Origin of the sequence: Pseudanabaena sp. FACHB-1998, assembly GCF_014696355.1 — a bacterium.
Classification (GTDB): domain Bacteria; phylum Cyanobacteriota; class Cyanobacteriia; order Pseudanabaenales; family Pseudanabaenaceae; genus Pseudanabaena.
Genome location: NZ_JACJQA010000026.1, coordinates 1 through 17,003, shown reverse-complemented (window position 1 = coordinate 17,003; position 17,003 = coordinate 1). Strand labels below are relative to the sequence as shown.

At 40.3% G+C, this 17,003-nt stretch carries 14 protein-coding genes and 1 pseudogene; 8 read left to right on the top strand and 7 right to left on the bottom strand.

The annotated features are described in order from the left end of the window. Positions 1–36: 36 nt before the first annotated feature. The 3 genes and pseudogenes from H6F42_RS09545 to H6F42_RS09535 all read right to left on the bottom strand — a co-directional run. Positions 37–1,029, bottom strand: coding sequence for a pentapeptide repeat-containing protein (locus tag H6F42_RS09545; protein ID WP_190399123.1), 993 nt, complete (start codon positions 1,027–1,029; stop codon positions 37–39). A 7-nt stretch (positions 1,030–1,036) separates the two neighbouring features. Beyond that, on the bottom strand, positions 1,037–2,326 hold the full coding sequence (locus H6F42_RS09540; RefSeq protein ID WP_190399122.1) for a PAS domain-containing sensor histidine kinase: 1,290 nt from the start codon (positions 2,324–2,326) through the stop codon (positions 1,037–1,039). A 383-nt stretch (positions 2,327–2,709) separates the two neighbouring features. Further along, a pseudogene (locus tag H6F42_RS09535) lies at positions 2,710–3,582 on the bottom strand (ferredoxin--NADP(+) reductase); the annotation flags it as partial. A 374-nt stretch (positions 3,583–3,956) separates the two neighbouring features. Here H6F42_RS09535 and ilvB point away from each other — a divergent pair. The 5 genes from ilvB to H6F42_RS09510 all read left to right on the top strand — a co-directional run bounded on the left by ilvB (position 3,957) and on the right by H6F42_RS09510 (position 9,929). Beyond that, a complete protein-coding gene (gene ilvB, locus H6F42_RS09530) occupies positions 3,957–5,717 on the top strand; it encodes a biosynthetic-type acetolactate synthase large subunit (protein WP_190399120.1) in 1,761 nt (586 codons plus the stop codon). A gap of 156 nt (positions 5,718–5,873) precedes the next feature. Further along, the gene (locus H6F42_RS09525) at positions 5,874–6,359 is read left to right on the top strand and encodes an RNA pyrophosphohydrolase (protein ID WP_190399119.1); all 486 of its coding nucleotides are present in this window, start codon (positions 5,874–5,876) and stop codon (positions 6,357–6,359) included. Positions 6,360–7,272: 913 nt separating this feature from the next. Further along, positions 7,273–7,938, top strand: a complete 666-nt coding sequence (locus H6F42_RS09520) for an ATP-binding protein (protein WP_190399118.1) — start codon at positions 7,273–7,275, stop codon at positions 7,936–7,938. Positions 7,939–7,979: 41 nt separating this feature from the next. Next, positions 7,980–8,213 (top strand): DUF1830 domain-containing protein, encoded by a 234-nt coding sequence (locus H6F42_RS09515; protein ID WP_190399117.1) that lies wholly within the window; start codon positions 7,980–7,982, stop codon positions 8,211–8,213. A 189-nt stretch (positions 8,214–8,402) separates the two neighbouring features. Continuing rightward, positions 8,403–9,929, top strand: a complete 1,527-nt coding sequence (locus H6F42_RS09510; protein ID WP_190399250.1) for a phosphomannomutase/phosphoglucomutase — start codon at positions 8,403–8,405, stop codon at positions 9,927–9,929. 29 nt (positions 9,930–9,958) lie between these two features. On the opposite strand, the gene H6F42_RS09505 is transcribed toward H6F42_RS09510, so the two are convergent. After that, complete coding sequence (locus H6F42_RS09505) at positions 9,959–10,366, bottom strand: MAPEG family protein (protein WP_190399116.1); 408 nt, start codon at positions 10,364–10,366, stop codon at positions 9,959–9,961. 230 nt (positions 10,367–10,596) lie between these two features. Between H6F42_RS09505 and H6F42_RS09500 the strand changes: the two genes are divergently transcribed. Beyond that, positions 10,597–11,085, top strand: a complete 489-nt coding sequence (locus H6F42_RS09500; RefSeq protein WP_190399115.1) for a GNAT family N-acetyltransferase — start codon at positions 10,597–10,599, stop codon at positions 11,083–11,085. A gap of 71 nt (positions 11,086–11,156) precedes the next feature. Here H6F42_RS09500 and H6F42_RS09495 read toward each other — a convergent pair whose 3' ends face one another. From H6F42_RS09495 to H6F42_RS09485, 3 genes are read right to left on the bottom strand one after another with little or no spacing between them, the layout of a single operon-like run. Beyond that, the gene (locus H6F42_RS09495; protein ID WP_190399114.1) at positions 11,157–11,606 is read right to left on the bottom strand and encodes a pentapeptide repeat-containing protein; all 450 of its coding nucleotides are present in this window, start codon (positions 11,604–11,606) and stop codon (positions 11,157–11,159) included. Positions 11,607–11,609: 3 nt separating this feature from the next. Further along, positions 11,610–12,401 carry an exodeoxyribonuclease III gene (gene xth, locus H6F42_RS09490; protein WP_190399113.1) on the bottom strand — a complete coding sequence of 264 codons (792 nt, stop codon included), beginning with the start codon at positions 12,399–12,401 and terminating at the stop codon, positions 11,610–11,612. A gap of 51 nt (positions 12,402–12,452) precedes the next feature. Further along, positions 12,453–12,602: a hypothetical protein gene (locus H6F42_RS09485; protein ID WP_190399112.1), complete on the bottom strand. Its 150-nt coding sequence runs from the start codon at positions 12,600–12,602 to the stop codon at positions 12,453–12,455. On the opposite strand from H6F42_RS09485, the gene H6F42_RS09480 reads away from it, so the two are divergent. Then, positions 12,591–12,854, top strand: a complete 264-nt coding sequence (locus H6F42_RS09480; RefSeq protein ID WP_190399111.1) for a BolA/IbaG family iron-sulfur metabolism protein — start codon at positions 12,591–12,593, stop codon at positions 12,852–12,854. The genes H6F42_RS09485 and H6F42_RS09480 overlap by 12 nt on opposite strands. A gap of 441 nt (positions 12,855–13,295) precedes the next feature. Continuing rightward, positions 13,296–16,325 (top strand): amino acid adenylation domain-containing protein, encoded by a 3,030-nt coding sequence (locus H6F42_RS09475; RefSeq protein ID WP_190399110.1) that lies wholly within the window; start codon positions 13,296–13,298, stop codon positions 16,323–16,325. Positions 16,326–17,003 lie beyond the last annotated feature (678 nt).

Below are 17,003 nucleotides of genomic sequence, written 5' to 3'. Positions count from 1 at the left end.
TGCGACGCTTCGCGTCGCAATTCTTTCTTGGTTTTGTTAATAATGCATTTTGCCGTCGGGCATCGTTGTCCCGCTAAAGATTGTGCCGACGGTGCTAGCTCCGCTCAATTCCGCCCTTGTTAAAACCGCATCACTAAGATCGGCTCCATCAAGATTAGCTCTTACTAAATAAGCCTCTACTAAACTAGCTTGACTTAAATTTGCGCCATCAAGTAGCGATCGCGATAGATCAGTTCCCGTCAGAGTTGCTTGAATCAGTCCTGCATTACTTAAGGTCGCCATACTCAAATTCGCTTTAGTGAGATTTGCACCAAACAAGTTAGCCAAATGCAAATTGGCATTTTTAAGGTCAGTTTTAACCAAGTTAGCCCCTTTAAAATTGGCTTCAGTCAGATTAGCGCTACTTAGATTTGCTTCTGTAAAAATTGCCCCGATCGCGATCGCCCCACTTAAATTTGCTCCTTGGAGATTTACCCGTGAGAGCGTCGCCTCACTTAAGTTTGCCCCAGATAAATCCACCCCCGAAAGATCAGCTCCACTCAAATTTGATCCACGTAAATCCGCTTTGCGTAAATTGGCTCCTGTCATTGTCGTGGGCGGATATCCCCGTTCTTCGCGCATCAGCGTAGCCGTTAAGATCGCACAACGTAAATTCGCCCCTCGCAAGTTGGTACTCCGCAAATCGGCTTCGCTGAGATTCGCATCCATCAAGTTAGCCAGCGATAAATTCGCCCCAAACAAATTTACCCGTTGCAACATGGCCCCATGCAAATCCGACTCAGTGAGATTGGCGTTCATCATGATCGCTTGGTTTAAAATTGCCCCACCCAGTTTAGCTCCTGATAAATTGGCATTATTAAAGGTGACTTTATTAAGATAAGCCAATACCAAATTAGCCCGACGCAAATCGGATTTGGTCAAATTAATGCCAATCAAGTCGCTATTAAACAAATTGGCATTAGCGAGATTGGAATTAGCAAAGTCGCGCCGACCAGCCGCATAGTCTTTCAGAAGTTTTTCTACACTCATGATGCATCTATGATTTTTGATATGGGAGCGCGATTTTAATCCACGCACCTCCAGTCTCAGGGTGATTTTGGGCGGTGATTGTACCTTGATGCAGTTCAACTATCTGATTAGCGATCGCTAACCCTAGTCCCCTACCGCCTCGATCTAGACCCGATCTAGTGCGTGATGGATCGATCCGATAGAAGCGATCAAAAAGATGGGGTAAAGCATCTTCAGGAAAGCCATCACCAGCATCAATAGTTTCTATTAGGATGCTTGAGTCTAACACACTGGTTTTGATTGTAATGGATTGCAGTGCAGGACTATGTTTAATACTGTTATCTAATAAATTAAGTAAAAGGCGATAGATCCGTGATTCGTCAAGTTGAGCCGTTAAATTATCGTCCCCCATATATTTGAGACTTACTTGCTTACGGTTAGCAATTGGTTCCAGAGTTAACCAAACCGCTTGTACCAAGTCAGCCAAATTCACGTTACTAAGATCTAAAGTGGGGGCAATACCAACATCCATCTGACCTAAATCTAATAAATCCTTCACTAGATTGGTAATGCGATCAATTTCCCGTAGCAAGCGCTCAATCCATATTTTGGCGGAAGGATCAACTCTTGGCTCTATGGTTTCAGCAACAAGACGAATCGAGGTTAGGGGTGTTTTTAGCTCATGGGCAACATCGGAAGTCCAGCGATCGCGTTGCTGCACAATGGCGATCGCCTCTTGACGATCCTCTAAAAAAATACCGACCCGACCTTGCTCCATAAAAATACTATGGGCGCGAATGGGTCTACCTTGTTGGGGGACAGGATCGACAGGATCGGGGATAGCGGGATGAAATACCCAATCCACCTGAGAGCTAACATTATTGACTCTAGTTTGTTCAACGAGGTGATCTAGCTCATAGGAGCGAATCAGTTGGAGTAAAAAAGGCTTACGCATTAACCCTTGCTGAATATTCACAATCCCCATCATCGTGGCAGCTTTTTGGTTACAGACCACAAGTCGATTATCTTGATCTACTTGAATGTAGCCAATCGGCGCGATTTCGACAATCGTTTCCCAAAGTGGTCGTTCGGGCAGATTATCTATCCTTTCAGATTTATTGAGGGGATTTTGATATTTTTGCTGAATATTTTGCGCCCAATATTTCAGATTACGAATTGATGCGGATCTCAATAAATGATTTGAGCGCTTCCGAAATTTACGATTGCGTTTTTTCTTCGCGTAATTCCAACTAAACCAACAAGCACTGGTAGCGATCGAGCCAATTACTATTCCTACTAGCAGCCAGAGCAATTCCATACTATATGCCCCACTCACTAAAAGTATTTATATTAATTCACCAAAGTATGACGACACTTTGGCGTTATTGGGATAGCTGTTGCTATTTTTGTTAAGACCCAAAACCCAAGAATCGAATTGCGGCGCGAAGCGCCGCAATTCGATTCTTGGGTTTTGATTTGTCCTAATACAAGTGACCCCAGCTACACAAACCAAATCACCCAAAGTTATCAGGTTGCACCCCACTGAGATGCAACCTGATAACTTTGGGTTTACTTCCTTCCTAGTGAGGAATTAGCGTTGCGGCGCAAAGCGCCGCAACGTCTAATTTTCCTCTGGCAAGGGAGTAACTAAATAGATTCAATAAAGAGGGATGCTTTGCATCCCTACTTTATTGAATCTATTTAGTAAGTTTCAACGTGCCAACGACCATCACGCTTCATTTGCTTTTCAAATTCCTTCCAATCAGCGCCATTCTTAGCCGCAGTTTTGACCATGAATTCAGCAATACCATCTTCCATACCCTTAAGACCACACATATAGGTGTGAGTGGTAGGCTTTTGCATCAAATCCCACAACTCATCAGCATACTCAGCCATGCGGTTTTGGATATACATCTTTTCACCTTGAGCATTTTTCTGCTCGCGGCTAATTGCTACATCGTAGCGGAAGTTACGCTTATTCTTATAAGCCATCCATTCCAAGTCAGGCTTATAAAGTACGGTGGTGTCAGTTGGTACACCAAAGAACAACCAAGCCAAGCCATTGAATTTATAGTCTTCATGCTTTTCTTTGAACATCCGCCATAGGAAAGCACGGAAAGGCGCAATACCTGTACCTGTAGCAATCATGATGACTGTGGCATTAGGATCATCAGGCAATAGCATTTCCTTACCCACAGGTCCAGTCAGCTTGACATCATCACCGGGTTTGAGATCGGTTAAGAAGTTGGAGCATACACCTTTAACAAGTTCACCAGCTGGGTTGGTATATTCCAATCGCTTCACGCTCAAGGACAAGGTTTTGCCGTCTAGGTCATCGCCGAGACGGGTGGAAGCGATCGAGTAAAGACGCAACTTATTTGGTTTACCATTCTTATCTTCACCGGGGGGGACAACGCCAATACTTTGACCTTCCAAATAGCGAAGACTACCTCCCGAAATGTCAATCTTGATATGACGGGTATCACCAACTGCACCTGGTCTAACCAGAACATCGTTAGAGACACATTTTGCGGTGAATGGACTCGCGGGGCGGTAGATATTCACTGGAATATCTTTTTCTGATTTTTCACTCATGAGACGTTATATGGAGGATATATGACAGAAGAACACGGAGTTATTATATTTTCAAATGGGACTTGTCGGTATTCTGTAGCTTAAAGATCTCTTTAGTGGGGCAAATATTACATGTTTATTAATATTGTCTACAGCGCTTTGTGCTGGATTAGCTGCCTACTTAATGAAAGCTGTGATATATCAGCTTTTAGTCAGCTTGTCTATGTTATTATCGATACAATTGCTAAAAATTATCAACTTAAGGTACTTGCTATAACCTCACTACTGTGTAGTAGGCAAGCAAAAAGTATCTGAATAAATGCATTGTTTGGACAGAGTAAGAGTTTGAGAGTAAGAGTCTAGAGGAGGTTACTTTGCTAACTACGGGTGCATTTGCCCTCATCGATAGTGTGAGACGGCAGGGTGTAAAACATATCTTTGGATACCCTGGTGGAGCGATTCTGCCAGTGTATGACGAAATTTATCAGGCTGAGGCGAGAGGTGAGATTAAGCATTACCTCGTACGTCATGAGCAAGGAGCCGTCCATGCTGCCGATGGCTATGCCCGTGCTACTGGAGAGGTGGGTGTATGTGTGGCAACTTCGGGACCTGGGGCAACTAATTTGGTGACTGGCATTGCGACCGCCCAAATGGACTCAATCCCGATGGTGATTATCACGGGGCAAGTACCTTCCTATGCGATCGGGACAGATGCTTTCCAAGAAACGGATATTTGGGGCATTACTCTACCGATTGTCAAGCACTCCTATGTGATTCGTAGACCTGAAGATATTGCCAGAATTGTTGCTGAGGCTTTTCATATTGCAGGTACGGGTCGTCCCGGCCCCGTGCTGGTGGATATCCCTAAAGACATTGGGCAGAAACAGTTTGAATATAATCCTGAAGCAAAAATTGATTTGCCGGGATATCTACCAAAGGCAAAAGGACATTTGCATCAGATTGCCGCAGCGATCGCCCTAATCCGTGAAGCCAAACGACCATTGCTCTATGCAGGTGGTGGCGCACTTATTGCCGAGGCCCATCCTGAAATTGCCGAACTCGCTAAGCGTTTTCAAATGCCCGTTACCACAACCCTTATGGGTAAAGGTGCTTTTGATGAAAATGAGCATCTCTCACTCGGTATGCTGGGAATGCATGGCACGGCTTATGCTAACTTTGCGGTACAGGGTTGCGATCTTTTAATTGCGGTGGGTGCAAGGTTTGACGATCGCGTTACAGGTCGTCTTGATAAATTTGCCCCCGAAGCTAAGGTCATTCACATTGACATTGATGCGGCGGAAGTTGGCAAAAACCGTAAGCCCGAAGTGCCAATCGTGGGCGATGTTAAGGAAGTTTTACAAGCAATTCTTGAAGCTACTAGCTACGAAGAAACGATCCAAACCAAGGATTGGTTAGCCCAAATTGATCAATGGCGGAGCGACTATCCCCTTGAAGTCCCGGCCTATGACAACGTGCTGTCGCCCCAACAAGTAATCTACGAATTTGGCAAGCAAGCACCGAATGCTTATTTCACTACCGATGTGGGGCAGCACCAAATGTGGGCTGCTCAGTTAATCAAGACGGGACCCCGCAAATGGATCTCTAGCGCAGGACTCGGCACGATGGGCTATGGAATGCCTGCGGCGATGGGCGCTAAAGTGGCTCTGCCTAATGATGAAGTGATCTGTATTAGTGGCGATGCCAGCATTCAGATGAATATCCAAGAGCTAGGTACATTGGCGCAATATGGCATCAAGGTTAAGGTGATTGTGGTAAACAACGGCTGGCAAGGCATGGTGCGTCAGTGGCAAGAGAGTTTCTATGATGAGCGTTATTCCTCATCTAATATGGAAGCGGGTATGCCTGACTTTGTGAAACTTGCTGAAGCCTTTGGGATTAAAGGTGTCAAGGTAATTGAGCCTAGCGATTTGCAATCGGCTGTAGCCGAAATCTTGGCTTACGATGGGCCAGTGTTTGCCGATTTCCGTGTGAAGCGGAATGAGAATTGCTATCCCATGGTTCCCCCCGGGGCAAGCAATGCCGAAATGGTCGGTCTCCAAACTCCCAAGCGATCGCAGTCTGTTGCCGAAGCTCCCGCCGAAATTAAAGTTGAATTGGCGAAAGCGCTAGTTTAATCCCAAATTAAAAAATGGCTACACCATTTCTTAATTTAAAACAATTAATAGGGGTGTGCGGCTAAGCCACACACCCCTATTAATTGGATGATACTTTCTCTTTTGGCTGAAAATTATCAGCAGTGCTATGCTTTTGCTTTGTTTAACTAAAAAACTATGACACCTGAAAAGTCCTATCGTCCCAATGTAGGGATTATTGTTTTTAATCGGAAAGGCGAAGTGCTAGTGGGCGAACGAGTGGGTGTGCCTGACTCTTGGCAATTTCCTCAAGGCGGCATTGATGAAGGTGAAGATCCACAGGCGGCGGCGTTTCGGGAGCTATACGAAGAAGTAGGCATTAATAATGCAGTATTAGCCTATATCCATCCTGAATGGCTATATTACGATTTCCCGCCAACCCTTAAGTTGTCAGGAAAATGGGCTAACTATTGTGGACAAAGACAGCGTTGGTTTGCCTTTTATTGGGATCATCCTGCTTCCGATTGCCAATTAGATATTCACGATCGCGAGTTTCGCGTGGTGCAATTTATGGCGATCGAGAAAACTCTTGATTCTATAGTCAGATTTAAAAGAGAAGTTTATCAACAGGTTGTTAAGATATTTACCCCTGTTATTCGGGATTACATTGGGAAGTTAGAGTGAGATTAATATCATTTCAAGAATTAAGAAATCTAAATTTCTATGATTAGTGTGATCTACATTTCTACAAGCTTACGATATTGTTTAAAAGTATTGCTTTCTATATTTACAAATGCTTTAAGAGTTTACATAGCGAACTTATTTAAATACTTGCCTTTGCCATATCTAATAAACTTGCAAAGCCAAATAGCTGGTTAGCAGGAGCTTCCATTAATAGAATGAAAAATTAGGTGTGTGCGTCAAAGACGCGCACACCTAATTTTTTTCAAGTTTTGGGAATTAGTATTAAAAATGTATGGGACAAATGTAACGTTTTAAGAAATTGCCAAGCTTTGTAACTTTGTGTGTGTTGCCAAAATCTACACAAAACCAGAAGACGAGTTGCGCTGCAACTCGTCTTCTGGTTTTGTGTTCTACCAAGAATGGCAACAGTTACTCCCTTCCTAGGCAAAAATAGACATTAAAACCCAAGAGTTAGTGGTGCGGCGCGAAGCGTCACTAACTCTTGGCTGGGAAGGAAGTATAACTAGAAAAAAGGCAATGAGAGTAAACCTTTAATTAACTCAATCATTGTCCAACGTTAAGTTTTGTAATGAAATCAATCGACTTCAACATTTTGTAAATTAATTCAATCGTAGTTCTATAAGAATGAATTGATAAGTAGGTATTACCTATTAAATCTTTGTGAGATACAAGAAACTTTTTAAAAGAATTGCTTGGTAATACTTTTAAAAAGTTTCTGAGGTTTTAAGAAAGTGCAAAATTTATAAATTTATAGATTAAATCTTAAGTATTAAGTTCTTTCTCATTGTGCTTTCATATAATTAACCGTGCATTACCTTCAGTAATTCTCTGAATACAGCTTATTAATTAATTTCATCTAAGACTATATAGACCAAGCAATTTAAATAAAATAATGAGTGATTTAAACAATATTCCAACAATTAATTGTGAGTATGTTAACACAATTACTAATCCAGTCTTTAGTCACAGAAACGATTCAGATATATTAAATAATACAGAAAAAACATCAATCAAATTTAAAGAGACTAAGGACACATTCATGGTAGATGAAGTGATTGCTGATTCAATTGCGCGATTGACTAAAATCACTTTACCTAAAGATATTCAAGTTGTTTTTGAGATGAATAGTGAGGCTATTGTGTATGCTCGCAAAGATATGGTTTGCTGCATGATTCGCAACTTGATTATAAATATTGTTAAGTTTGGAAATATTGGAGAAACTGTTAAAATCTTCTCTAAAACTGTTGATGATCATATAGTTGTTTCCATTATTATTTCTGGTGATAGTACGAATAATCAAAGTTGTTATCAAATATTGCAAACAGACACCTATATTACTCACGACAGTAAAATAGATGAGATAATTGCAAGGATTGAATTGCTTCTATGTAGGCAATTTGCTGAAGAGAATAATAGTAATCTTTCAGTTGTTTTTAATAATGAAAAAGATACAGTATTTACTTTTTCTTTGCCAAAAAGCAAGCATGATTTATTTAAAGGAAAAATAAAATTTTCTCTGCCATTAGACTCAGTAATACATTGGCATAGTGGTTATTAGATGCTTCCAATCAAAAAATTATTGTCAACCCATTTAAGACTATGTTAACCATGTACTTAAATAGCTCAAATGAGATTTCCTATAAATATATAAATCAAACGCAACAAATCCAAATTGTGCGTTTGCTGGGCGGAGCAAATGAATGCATTGAAAGGGCGATATTCCCAGACAATGATTTTGATTTCAATGCTCCACCTGATGCTTATTTAGAGATTCACACTTATCTAAGTGTCACCTCAGTTTTAAGCGATCGCATTCCTTGTCAGCTACTTTAAGTCCCCGAATAAATTGCTGCGCTTCGCGCAGCAATTTATTCGGGGGGTCACACTTTTAGAAATTGCGATAAAAAGTAAATCTAGGGCAAATCCATAGTTTTGTTGTACCTACGGCACAACAAAACTATGGCTAAGTTGATAGACTTTATCCATCCGCATAGCACGCGACTGCTTACAAGTAAGATGATGATGCAAAATATTAATTGGAAAAAGCTTCAAAATGGCTCAGATATTCGTGGTGTAGCGATCGCAGGAGTTCCCAATGAAGATGTAAATCTAACTCCTACAATCGCCAAAATTTTAGGACAAGCTTTTGCGAGTTGGCTATCTCAGAAATTAGCGAAGCCAACTGCTGATTTATTAATTTCCGTTGGTCGCGATAGTCGGCTGTCGGGAGCGGAGCTAATGCAGTCCGTAATGGAAGGAATTAATTCCCTTAGTAGTCAAGTGTATGACTTTGCGATCGCTTCAACGCCAGCAATGTTTATGAGTACCATTACTGACGGGTTTCACTGCGATGGCGCGATTATGCTCACTGCTAGTCATTTACCCTTTAATCGCAATGGCTTAAAGTTCTTCACGGCTCAGGGGGGCTTAGAGAAAAAAGATATTACCGATATTCTCTATCTTGCCGAAAAGAATGAATTTCCGTTCTCAACTTCTCACGGTAGTATCACCGAACAGGATTTTATCTCAGTCTATGCGAATCAATTTGTCACCAAAATCCGTGAATCTGTCCATCATCCTGAACATTATGATCAGCCTCTTAAAGGCTTAAAAATTATTGTCGATGCGGGAAATGGTGCGGGAGGATTTTATGCAGATAAGGTGTTACTGCCTTTAGGAGCAGATATTACGGGTAGCCAATTTCTTGATCCAGATGGCACATTTCCCAATCATGTTCCTAATCCCGAAGATAAGGTGGCGATGGCTTCTATTTGTGAAGCGGTAATCAAGCATCAAGCAGATTTTGGGATTATTTTTGATACGGATGTCGATCGCAGTGCGGCGGTTGATCAATTTGGCAAAGAGCTTAACCGTAATCGGCTGATTGCTTTAATTTCGGCGATTGTTCTTAAAGAGCATCCCAAATCAACCATTGTCACGGATTCCATCACTTCCGATGGATTGGCTAAATTTATTGAACAAGACTTAGAAGGCGTGCATCATCGCTTTAAGCGGGGTTACAAGAATGTAATTAATGAGTCGCTGCGTCTAAATCAATTAGGGCAAGAGTCTTGGTTAGCGATCGAGACTTCGGGGCATGGGGCGATGAAGGAAAACTATTTCCTTGATGATGGGGCTTATTTGGTGAGTAAGCTCTTGATTGAATTGGCAAAATCGAAATTAGCGGGCAACTCCCTCACCGATTTGATTGCTAATTTACAAGAACCAATCGAGAGCGAAGAGTTCCGCATCAAGATGCTTGTAGCGGATTTTAAAGCATTAGGCGATCGCGTAATTACGGATTTACAAGCCTTTGCGGCAACCCAATCCAATTGGGAGATCGTCCCGAATAATTATGAAGGGATTCGCATTTCTTGCAATTCCGATGATGAGAATGGGTGGTTTCTGCTGCGTCTATCTCTACACGATCCTGTGATGCCTTTAAATATTGAGTCTAATATTGAAGGCGGCGTAGCGAAAATTGCTAATAGATTATTAGCGTTCTTTAAACCAATTGATGGGCTTGACTTTTCAGCTTTGTCCAAATAAAGAGAAGAGGCGCATCGCGCCTCTTCTCTTTATCGCAAAAGACTTGATGAAAATAGTCCGCCAATACACACCATGCTAATAGCCCACATTGGCGATCGCAACCAAGGCAAATCCAGAATATAAAACAAACTAAATAGCAATCTCGCTGCTAAAAAGGCTAACACATAGAGCGAAGTTTGCTCTGAAGATGAGTTACTGACGTAAGTTGTAAGTGCGGCAGCCGCAAATAGTGCAAAGGTTTCAAAGGAATTTTGATGCGCCCATGTCGCACGTTTGGCATAGTCAGGCAGGCGATCGAACATCGCTCTAGGCGCATTCATGTCAAAGCCAACACTGACACGCCCATAAGCAACAACTATATAAGGCAAATACACCAGCCCCCCTGCGATCGCGATGCCATAGAGGAGTATTTGCGATGGAGTCAAAGTCAAATTCATAGTGATTTTTAGAAAAATGGGTTAAAAGATTAACTTTTGTTAAGCTTATCAGTAACTACAGCGCTTTGCGCTCAAACCCAAACCAAGAAATTTTTTGAAAGGGTTGCAAAGCAACCCTTTCAAAAAATTTCTTGTAGTTTGTTTAATAAAACCTGTGGCGTACGCGCAGCCTGCGCTACAGGTTTTGAGGTTTTATATTTAATAGCAACACTCAATTAATCTTAAAAAAAATGACTCAATCGCAATTTACGATTCGTCCCGCCACGATTCAGGATGTCCCAGCCATTTTTTCGCTAATCTTAGCGCTTGCTGACTATGAGAAACTCTCGGATCAGGTCACAGGCAATAGTGAAACTCTACAAGCCGATTTGTTTGGAGAAAATTCTTGCATTGAAGCGATCGTTGCGGAGATCGAGCCAAATCAAATTGTCGGATTTGCCTTGTTTTTTACCAGCTATTCCACCTTTCTCACCCGTCGCGGTATTTATCTCGAAGATTTATTTGTACTGTCCGAATATCGCGGTAGTGGGATTGGCAAGGCTCTCATTACAAATCTGGCTCAAATTGCGATATCGCGGGGTTATGGTCGCTTTGAGTGGTCGGTTTTGGATTGGAATGAACCTGCGATCGCTTTTTACAAGCGCATAGGAGCCGATATTCTTCCCGATTGGCGGATCTGTCGAGTCACTGGTGCGGCTTTGCAAAATCTTGGCAAATAAAAAGAATGGGACGCTTTGCGTCCCATTCTTTCCTTAAAAAAGGCGGCGCTTCGTGCCGCCTTTTTTTGAATTTAACAATCACGATTAGATATTAATCCACTTGGTAAAGTCGTTTTGCATAATTTTGCCTTAGACATCTGGGCTTCACTGATAACAGCTCCATTGAGATCCGCCTCCGCTAAATTGGTCTTATCGAAAATGGCTCCCGTAAAATCTGTTAACAGCATTTTTGTATGCTGGAAGTTGGTGTGACTAAGATTGGCTTTAGTAAGCTTAACTCGACTGAGATTAGAGTAAACAAAGCTTGTTCCCATCAGATTTGCGCCACTCAGATCAGCACCAAGTAGATGGTGATAGTCAAAATTAGTAACAGGTAAATAAGCTGACTTTAGGTCACAAAAGGCACAGCTTCTTTCGGTTTTCAATTCCATGATTTGACTAGGATTTGCCGCCCATACTGGCAAAGGAAATAGAATCAAAATGAGGAGAAGCGCGATCGCTAAAAAGATACGGTATTTCATACTCTAATCAATTGTCACAATTACAGGGGTATGATCGCTAGGCTGGGTAAGCTTGCGCGGCTCAATATCAATTACACAATTGGTAGCTCTATCATACAAAGTTTCTGTGAGAAAATGATAATCGATCCGCCAACCTCGGTTCCGAGCAAATCCGCCCGAACGATAATCCCACCAACTATAGTAACCGCCGTCAGATTCAAACTTCCGAAATACATCCTTAAATCCCAAATTTAAAACCTCTGCTAAGGTCTCACGCTCAATATCAGTGGACATAACTTTGGTTTCTCGTCCCTTAGGATCGTAAATATCTAAATCCGCGATCGCCACATTAAAGTCGCCACAAATTAATACATTGGGGCTTTGGGCTAATAAAGTTTGCAAATAGGACTTTAATAACTTTAACCAGCGCAATTTGTACGCATACTTCTCACTCCCGATTTCCGAGCCGTTGGGAACGTACATATTCACAACTTGGATATCACCCAATTTCGCCGTAATCAAGCGCTTCTGCTCATCTAAATTTGGCTCAGCGATTTCCCCTAATACTGACGCAAACCCAGTTTGAATATTTTCTAGAGGCGATCGCCCAATCAGCGCTACACCGTTATAGGACTTTTGCCCGTAAATATAGGTGTGATAGCCTAAATCCGTAAAAGGCGTATGGGGAAAATCCGCATCAATTACCTTAGTCTCTTGCAAACACAGTAAATCAACATCGGGATTTGCTTGTAGCCAATCACAAACATGGGTAATACGAGTACGAACTGAGTTTACGTTCCAAGTTGCAATTTTCATGAAGTCTTTGAGGTAAAGCTGAAGTACAAATGGGGCAAAGCGTTACACATCTTAGCATACGGCTTCCTGTACCTTTGCCAAGCCACAGGAAAGTGATGCATAGCGAAGCCCTGCATCACTAATCTGGGAAAGCAAGATCTCGCCATGTGGCACAATGTGAACAGTTTGTACATTTTGAGTTTTGCCATCATGATTTCTCATCACAATATTGCCGAATTAATCCGTGCATCTTTGCCCGACGCTAAAGTTCAGGTCGAAGATCCTAATCAAGATGGTCAACATTTTTCCGCGATCGTTGTTGCCGAACAGTTTGAAGGCTTATCCATGATCAAACAACACAAATTAGTCTATGGAGCGATCCAAGAGCATCTTGATAGTGGTGCGATTCACGCTTTGCAGCTAAAGACCTATAGCCTCTCTCAATGGCAAAGTATGCAGGTTCAAGTCAATTAAAAATACAGATATAGCAACAGCGCTTTGCGCTTTCTTAAAACCTAGATAAATTTTAAAAAAGCCTACTTCGTAAGCTTTTTTAAAATTTATCTTTACCCCACAAAGCTTCAAAAAGCTGAATAGCCATCCTAAATAATTTGAGAAAGCACGCCCCACAGGGGCGTGCTTTCTCAAATTATTTAGGATGGCTACATAATAACTTTTAACAAAATAACATAGAATTTTTTCGGTTGATTTCAACTTTTATGTTATCTATAAACAATATTCTTTAGGCATTATCAGCAAAAATATGCTTAGAGTAATCCTAAACTATTGAAGAAAGGGTAACTAACAAGGGTATACCCTCTTAAAAATCTGATTCGCCCACTTCGCAAACCAATCAGATTTTTGAGATTTTGATTTTTTATTAAGCCACGGTACTTATTTAATGGTTGAGTAAAAATGTTTATACAAGAATTTTTACAAACACAGGTAGAACGTCATCCAGAAGCGATCGCTATTCAAGACTCATCAGCACAAATTACTTATCAAGAACTGCAAACAAAGTCCGATCGCCTAGCCAGTTATTTACAACAAATAGGAGTTACCTCAGAATTTCTGGTAGGAATTTTTATAGAGCGATCGCTAGACATGATTATTGGAATTATTAGCGTTCTTAAAGCGGGTGGAGTGTTTATTCCGATAGATCCCAACTATCCTCAAGAAAGATTATCAATAATTTTAGAAGAAAGCGACTTATCTCTCATTCTGACTCAAGAGAAACTCGCCCAAACACTCCCAAATCAAGAACTTAAATTAGTTTTAATAGATAAGCTAGAACAAGCACTAACAGATTCTAATCATATCCATCAATCTTCTCAATCTACTAGTCAAGAAATTTCTTATCCTCCAGAAATATTACCCCAAGATCTTGCCTATATCATGTATACCTCTGGATCTACGGGTAAGCCTCAAGGCGTAGAAATCACTCATTCACAAATCGAATGCTATATAAAATCCCTTAATAATATTATCGGCATTAATTCTGATGATATTTATTTACACACAGCATCTTTCTCATTCTCTTCATCAATTCGACAATTATTTCTACCTCTGTTTAATGGGGCAAAAGTAGTTATTTCTCCGAATAACACCACAAAAAATCCTATTGAATTATTAGAGTTAATTCAAAGAGAACAAGTAACTGTCTTGGATACAGTTTCATCGGTTTGGCAATTTATACTTTTGGAATTAGCCAAAGAAGAAAGCTCTGCCAAAGAATCATTATTAAACTCAAAATTAAGAATACTTGTGTTCTCAGGTGGACTATTGCCTTGTCAACTACTCAAAAAAGTTCGAGATGCATTTGAACAAAAAAATCAAAAATCTAATCTACTTAATCCTCAAATATTTAACATTTATGGTCAAACAGAAACTATCGGTGCTTGTGCCTATAGGGTTCCCGATGACTTTAGCCAAACGCAAGGCTATGTACCCGTAGGGAAAGCCTATGATCATCATCAAGTTTATATACTGGACGAAAATTTACAGCCTGTATCCGTTGGACAAAGCGGATATCTGTATATATCAGGTATTAGTTTAGCTCGTGGTTACTTTAAGAATCCACGACTAAATCAAACCAAATTTATGGTTAATCCCTTTGTTTTAACCAATGACATAAATGACCATGAATATTCTCGACTTTATCAAACAGGAGATGTGGCAAGCTACTTATCAAATGGTGATATTCAAGTTTTAGGAAGACAGGATTTTCAAGTAAAAATTCGAGGAATGCGCGTTGAGCTTGAAGAGATTGAAACAGTTATATCTCAATACCCAGATGTTCAACAAGTAGCCGTAACCAGTCAAGAATTACCGTCAGGCGAGCATAGAATTTTCGCTTATATTGTTACTAATAAAAAAGCAGAATTTAGTATCAGAAAATTACGTTCATTTTTGAAAAATAATTTATCTGATTACATGATTCCCTCAGGATTTATAGCTTTGGATAGTTTACCCTTAACTCCTAACGGTAAGCTTAGTAGACAGTCTTTGCCAACCATTGAGGGAGCCTATTTACTTAAAGACGAGCATGTTGCTCCCCGCACTGATTTAGAAAAGCAACTAGCTAAAATTTGGGAAGAGGTTTTACAACATGAACCGATTGGAATAACCGATGATTTTTTTGAACTAGGTGGGCATTCTTTGTTAATCCCTCATCTTATTTCAGAGATAGAAAAACAGGCAAATATACTAATTAGATTTTCAAGCTTACCACAGATTTCTACAATTGAAAATCTAGTAAAATTGATTAACAAAAAATCAACAACAACAAATTATGATTGTCTACTTGATAATGATGATTTGCGAGATTTAATGCTCAGAAATATTAGCATTAAAGGTGTTGTCCAAATAGGAACTCTTTCTCTGCTAACTAAACTAAGTGCTCAGCAGTTTTCATCAGAAAAGAAACTGATTTGGGTGGGTTTATCTAACTTAGCTACTCAATTTGCAGATTCTTACGAGACTTATGTTTTTCCTTCTACAGGTTACAGGGTCGTTAATAGCCCCTATGACTATATTAAGCGTGTAGCTAATACCTACGCTAAAGAATTGATTAGCTCAGAATTATCTGGCTCTTTTGTTCTTATAGGATGGTGCTTTGATGCATTGGTAGTCTATGAAATTGCCCAACAATTAAAAACTTTAGGCAAACAAGTATCCCAGTTAATTTTAATTGAAAGAGAATTTCCTAATCATAAATTGCTGGAACAAACTCGCAAGTTTGAGTATAAATATTTTTCTGTTAAATTACATCTACAAAATTTAACTCAAAAAAGTTTTTTGGAACAGTCTCTTTACATAGCAGAGCGATTATCTAGGAAATTAGCAAAGTTTATTCCCAGATCTTCATCAAAGCTCTCTACAAAATCTTCTATAGAAAGTTCCTATAGAAGAATTGAAAAAAAAGGGCTGTACGAACGCGAAATTAATATCGTAACTCAAAGAAATTTTTTAGAACGGAGGAGATACGTTTTAGACCGTTTGGCTAAAGCCCTTACGAAATTTGCTCCGCGCACTTCTGGGGGGGGTACGAATGAGGCTTTATTGGCTGATATACAGGAAGGAAGCCCTGTCGATAAGCCGCTTAAAGAGGAGTCTCCTAAAAACTTCAATAGCGGTAGCGAACAGGATCAATCACAGGTTGATCTGATTTGGGATTCTATTGTGAAAGTGAGAAAAGGTTATATACCAGAAGTTTACGAAGGAAATGTAACACTACTATTTTGTGATCATTCCACTACACCCTTACCTCTGATTTCGGATATGTCTTGGCTATTTCCGAGCTATGGATGGCAGGGTTACATTAAAGGTCGTCTCCGAACAATTGTCTTGCCTGGTCACCATAATATGTTTTGGCAACCTGATTTTTTAAACGAAAAACACATGGAGGACTGGATTGAAAAAATTAAGTGGTGCATAGAGAATTAAAACCAATAATTAAGTCCATAAAGAAACTGATTTGCCAGCTTAGCTGGCAAATCAGTTTCTTTATGACTCGATTGAGAATAACTCTCCAAAACATGGATGACGACGCGACGCGTCGTCATCCATGTTTTGGGTTGTTTTTACTTAGTTAGCGAAAAATGCGTTAGCAGTTGCTGAAAGCCATAGCCAAAGCTAAATTAATCGTATCTTTTAGGATCTTTCTTTTCCTTCTTTTCAGAAGAATCCTTCTTAGGTTTTTTCGCTTCTTTATTGCCCTTTTGTTCTTTTGACATTATTTTCTCCACTGCATATCAAGAACTAAAATAGACGACATAAAATGTCGCTTATCTTTACTATTCTAGCTCAATCTTAAAAATCAGTTATAAATTGGCTTAATAGATATTTCGGGGAGTTACGTTGGCGTAAAAGCCTGAAATGCTTAATGTGTAATGGTTTTAGCCTCGGAGCTACTCCCTGTCTGCAATACCTGTCATTAAAAGCTTTGAGACACTTATCATGTTTGACCTCCCCGAAACGCCTATTGAGCCTAAATTTTATAGCGTTAGGCGGCGTTGTTGCATAAAAGAGGGATGGAAGGGTAGATTAAATATAAATAAGGATGGCAAAACAGCCAATGAAAGAGCAATATCAGATCCGCAACTGGTCAGAGTATAACGCAGG

Bases quoted from the DNA above. Each gene is read 5' to 3' on its own strand.
- H6F42_RS09495 (WP_190399114.1), bottom strand. From the start codon at position 11,606: ATGAAATACCGTATCTTTTTAGCGATCGCGCTTCTCCTCATTTTGATT.
- H6F42_RS09540 (WP_190399122.1), bottom strand. From the start codon at position 2,326: ATGGAATTGCTCTGGCTGCTAGTAGGAATAGTAATTGGCTCGATCGCT.
- H6F42_RS09520 (WP_190399118.1), top strand. From the start codon at position 7,273: ATGAGTGATTTAAACAATATTCCAACAATTAATTGTGAGTATGTTAAC.
- H6F42_RS09505 (WP_190399116.1), bottom strand. From the start codon at position 10,366: ATGAATTTGACTTTGACTCCATCGCAAATACTCCTCTATGGCATCGCG.
- H6F42_RS09500 (WP_190399115.1), top strand. From the start codon at position 10,597: ATGACTCAATCGCAATTTACGATTCGTCCCGCCACGATTCAGGATGTC.
- H6F42_RS09485 (WP_190399112.1), bottom strand. From the start codon at position 12,602: ATGAGAAATCATGATGGCAAAACTCAAAATGTACAAACTGTTCACATT.
- H6F42_RS09525 (WP_190399119.1), top strand. From the start codon at position 5,874: ATGACACCTGAAAAGTCCTATCGTCCCAATGTAGGGATTATTGTTTTT.
- H6F42_RS09480 (WP_190399111.1), top strand. From the start codon at position 12,591: ATGATTTCTCATCACAATATTGCCGAATTAATCCGTGCATCTTTGCCC.
- H6F42_RS09475 (WP_190399110.1), top strand. From the start codon at position 13,296: ATGTTTATACAAGAATTTTTACAAACACAGGTAGAACGTCATCCAGAA.
- H6F42_RS09515 (WP_190399117.1), top strand. From the start codon at position 7,980: ATGTTAACCATGTACTTAAATAGCTCAAATGAGATTTCCTATAAATAT.
- H6F42_RS09545 (WP_190399123.1), bottom strand. From the start codon at position 1,029: ATGAGTGTAGAAAAACTTCTGAAAGACTATGCGGCTGGTCGGCGCGAC.
- H6F42_RS09510 (WP_190399250.1), top strand. From the start codon at position 8,403: ATGCAAAATATTAATTGGAAAAAGCTTCAAAATGGCTCAGATATTCGT.
- xth (WP_190399113.1), bottom strand. From the start codon at position 12,401: ATGAAAATTGCAACTTGGAACGTAAACTCAGTTCGTACTCGTATTACC.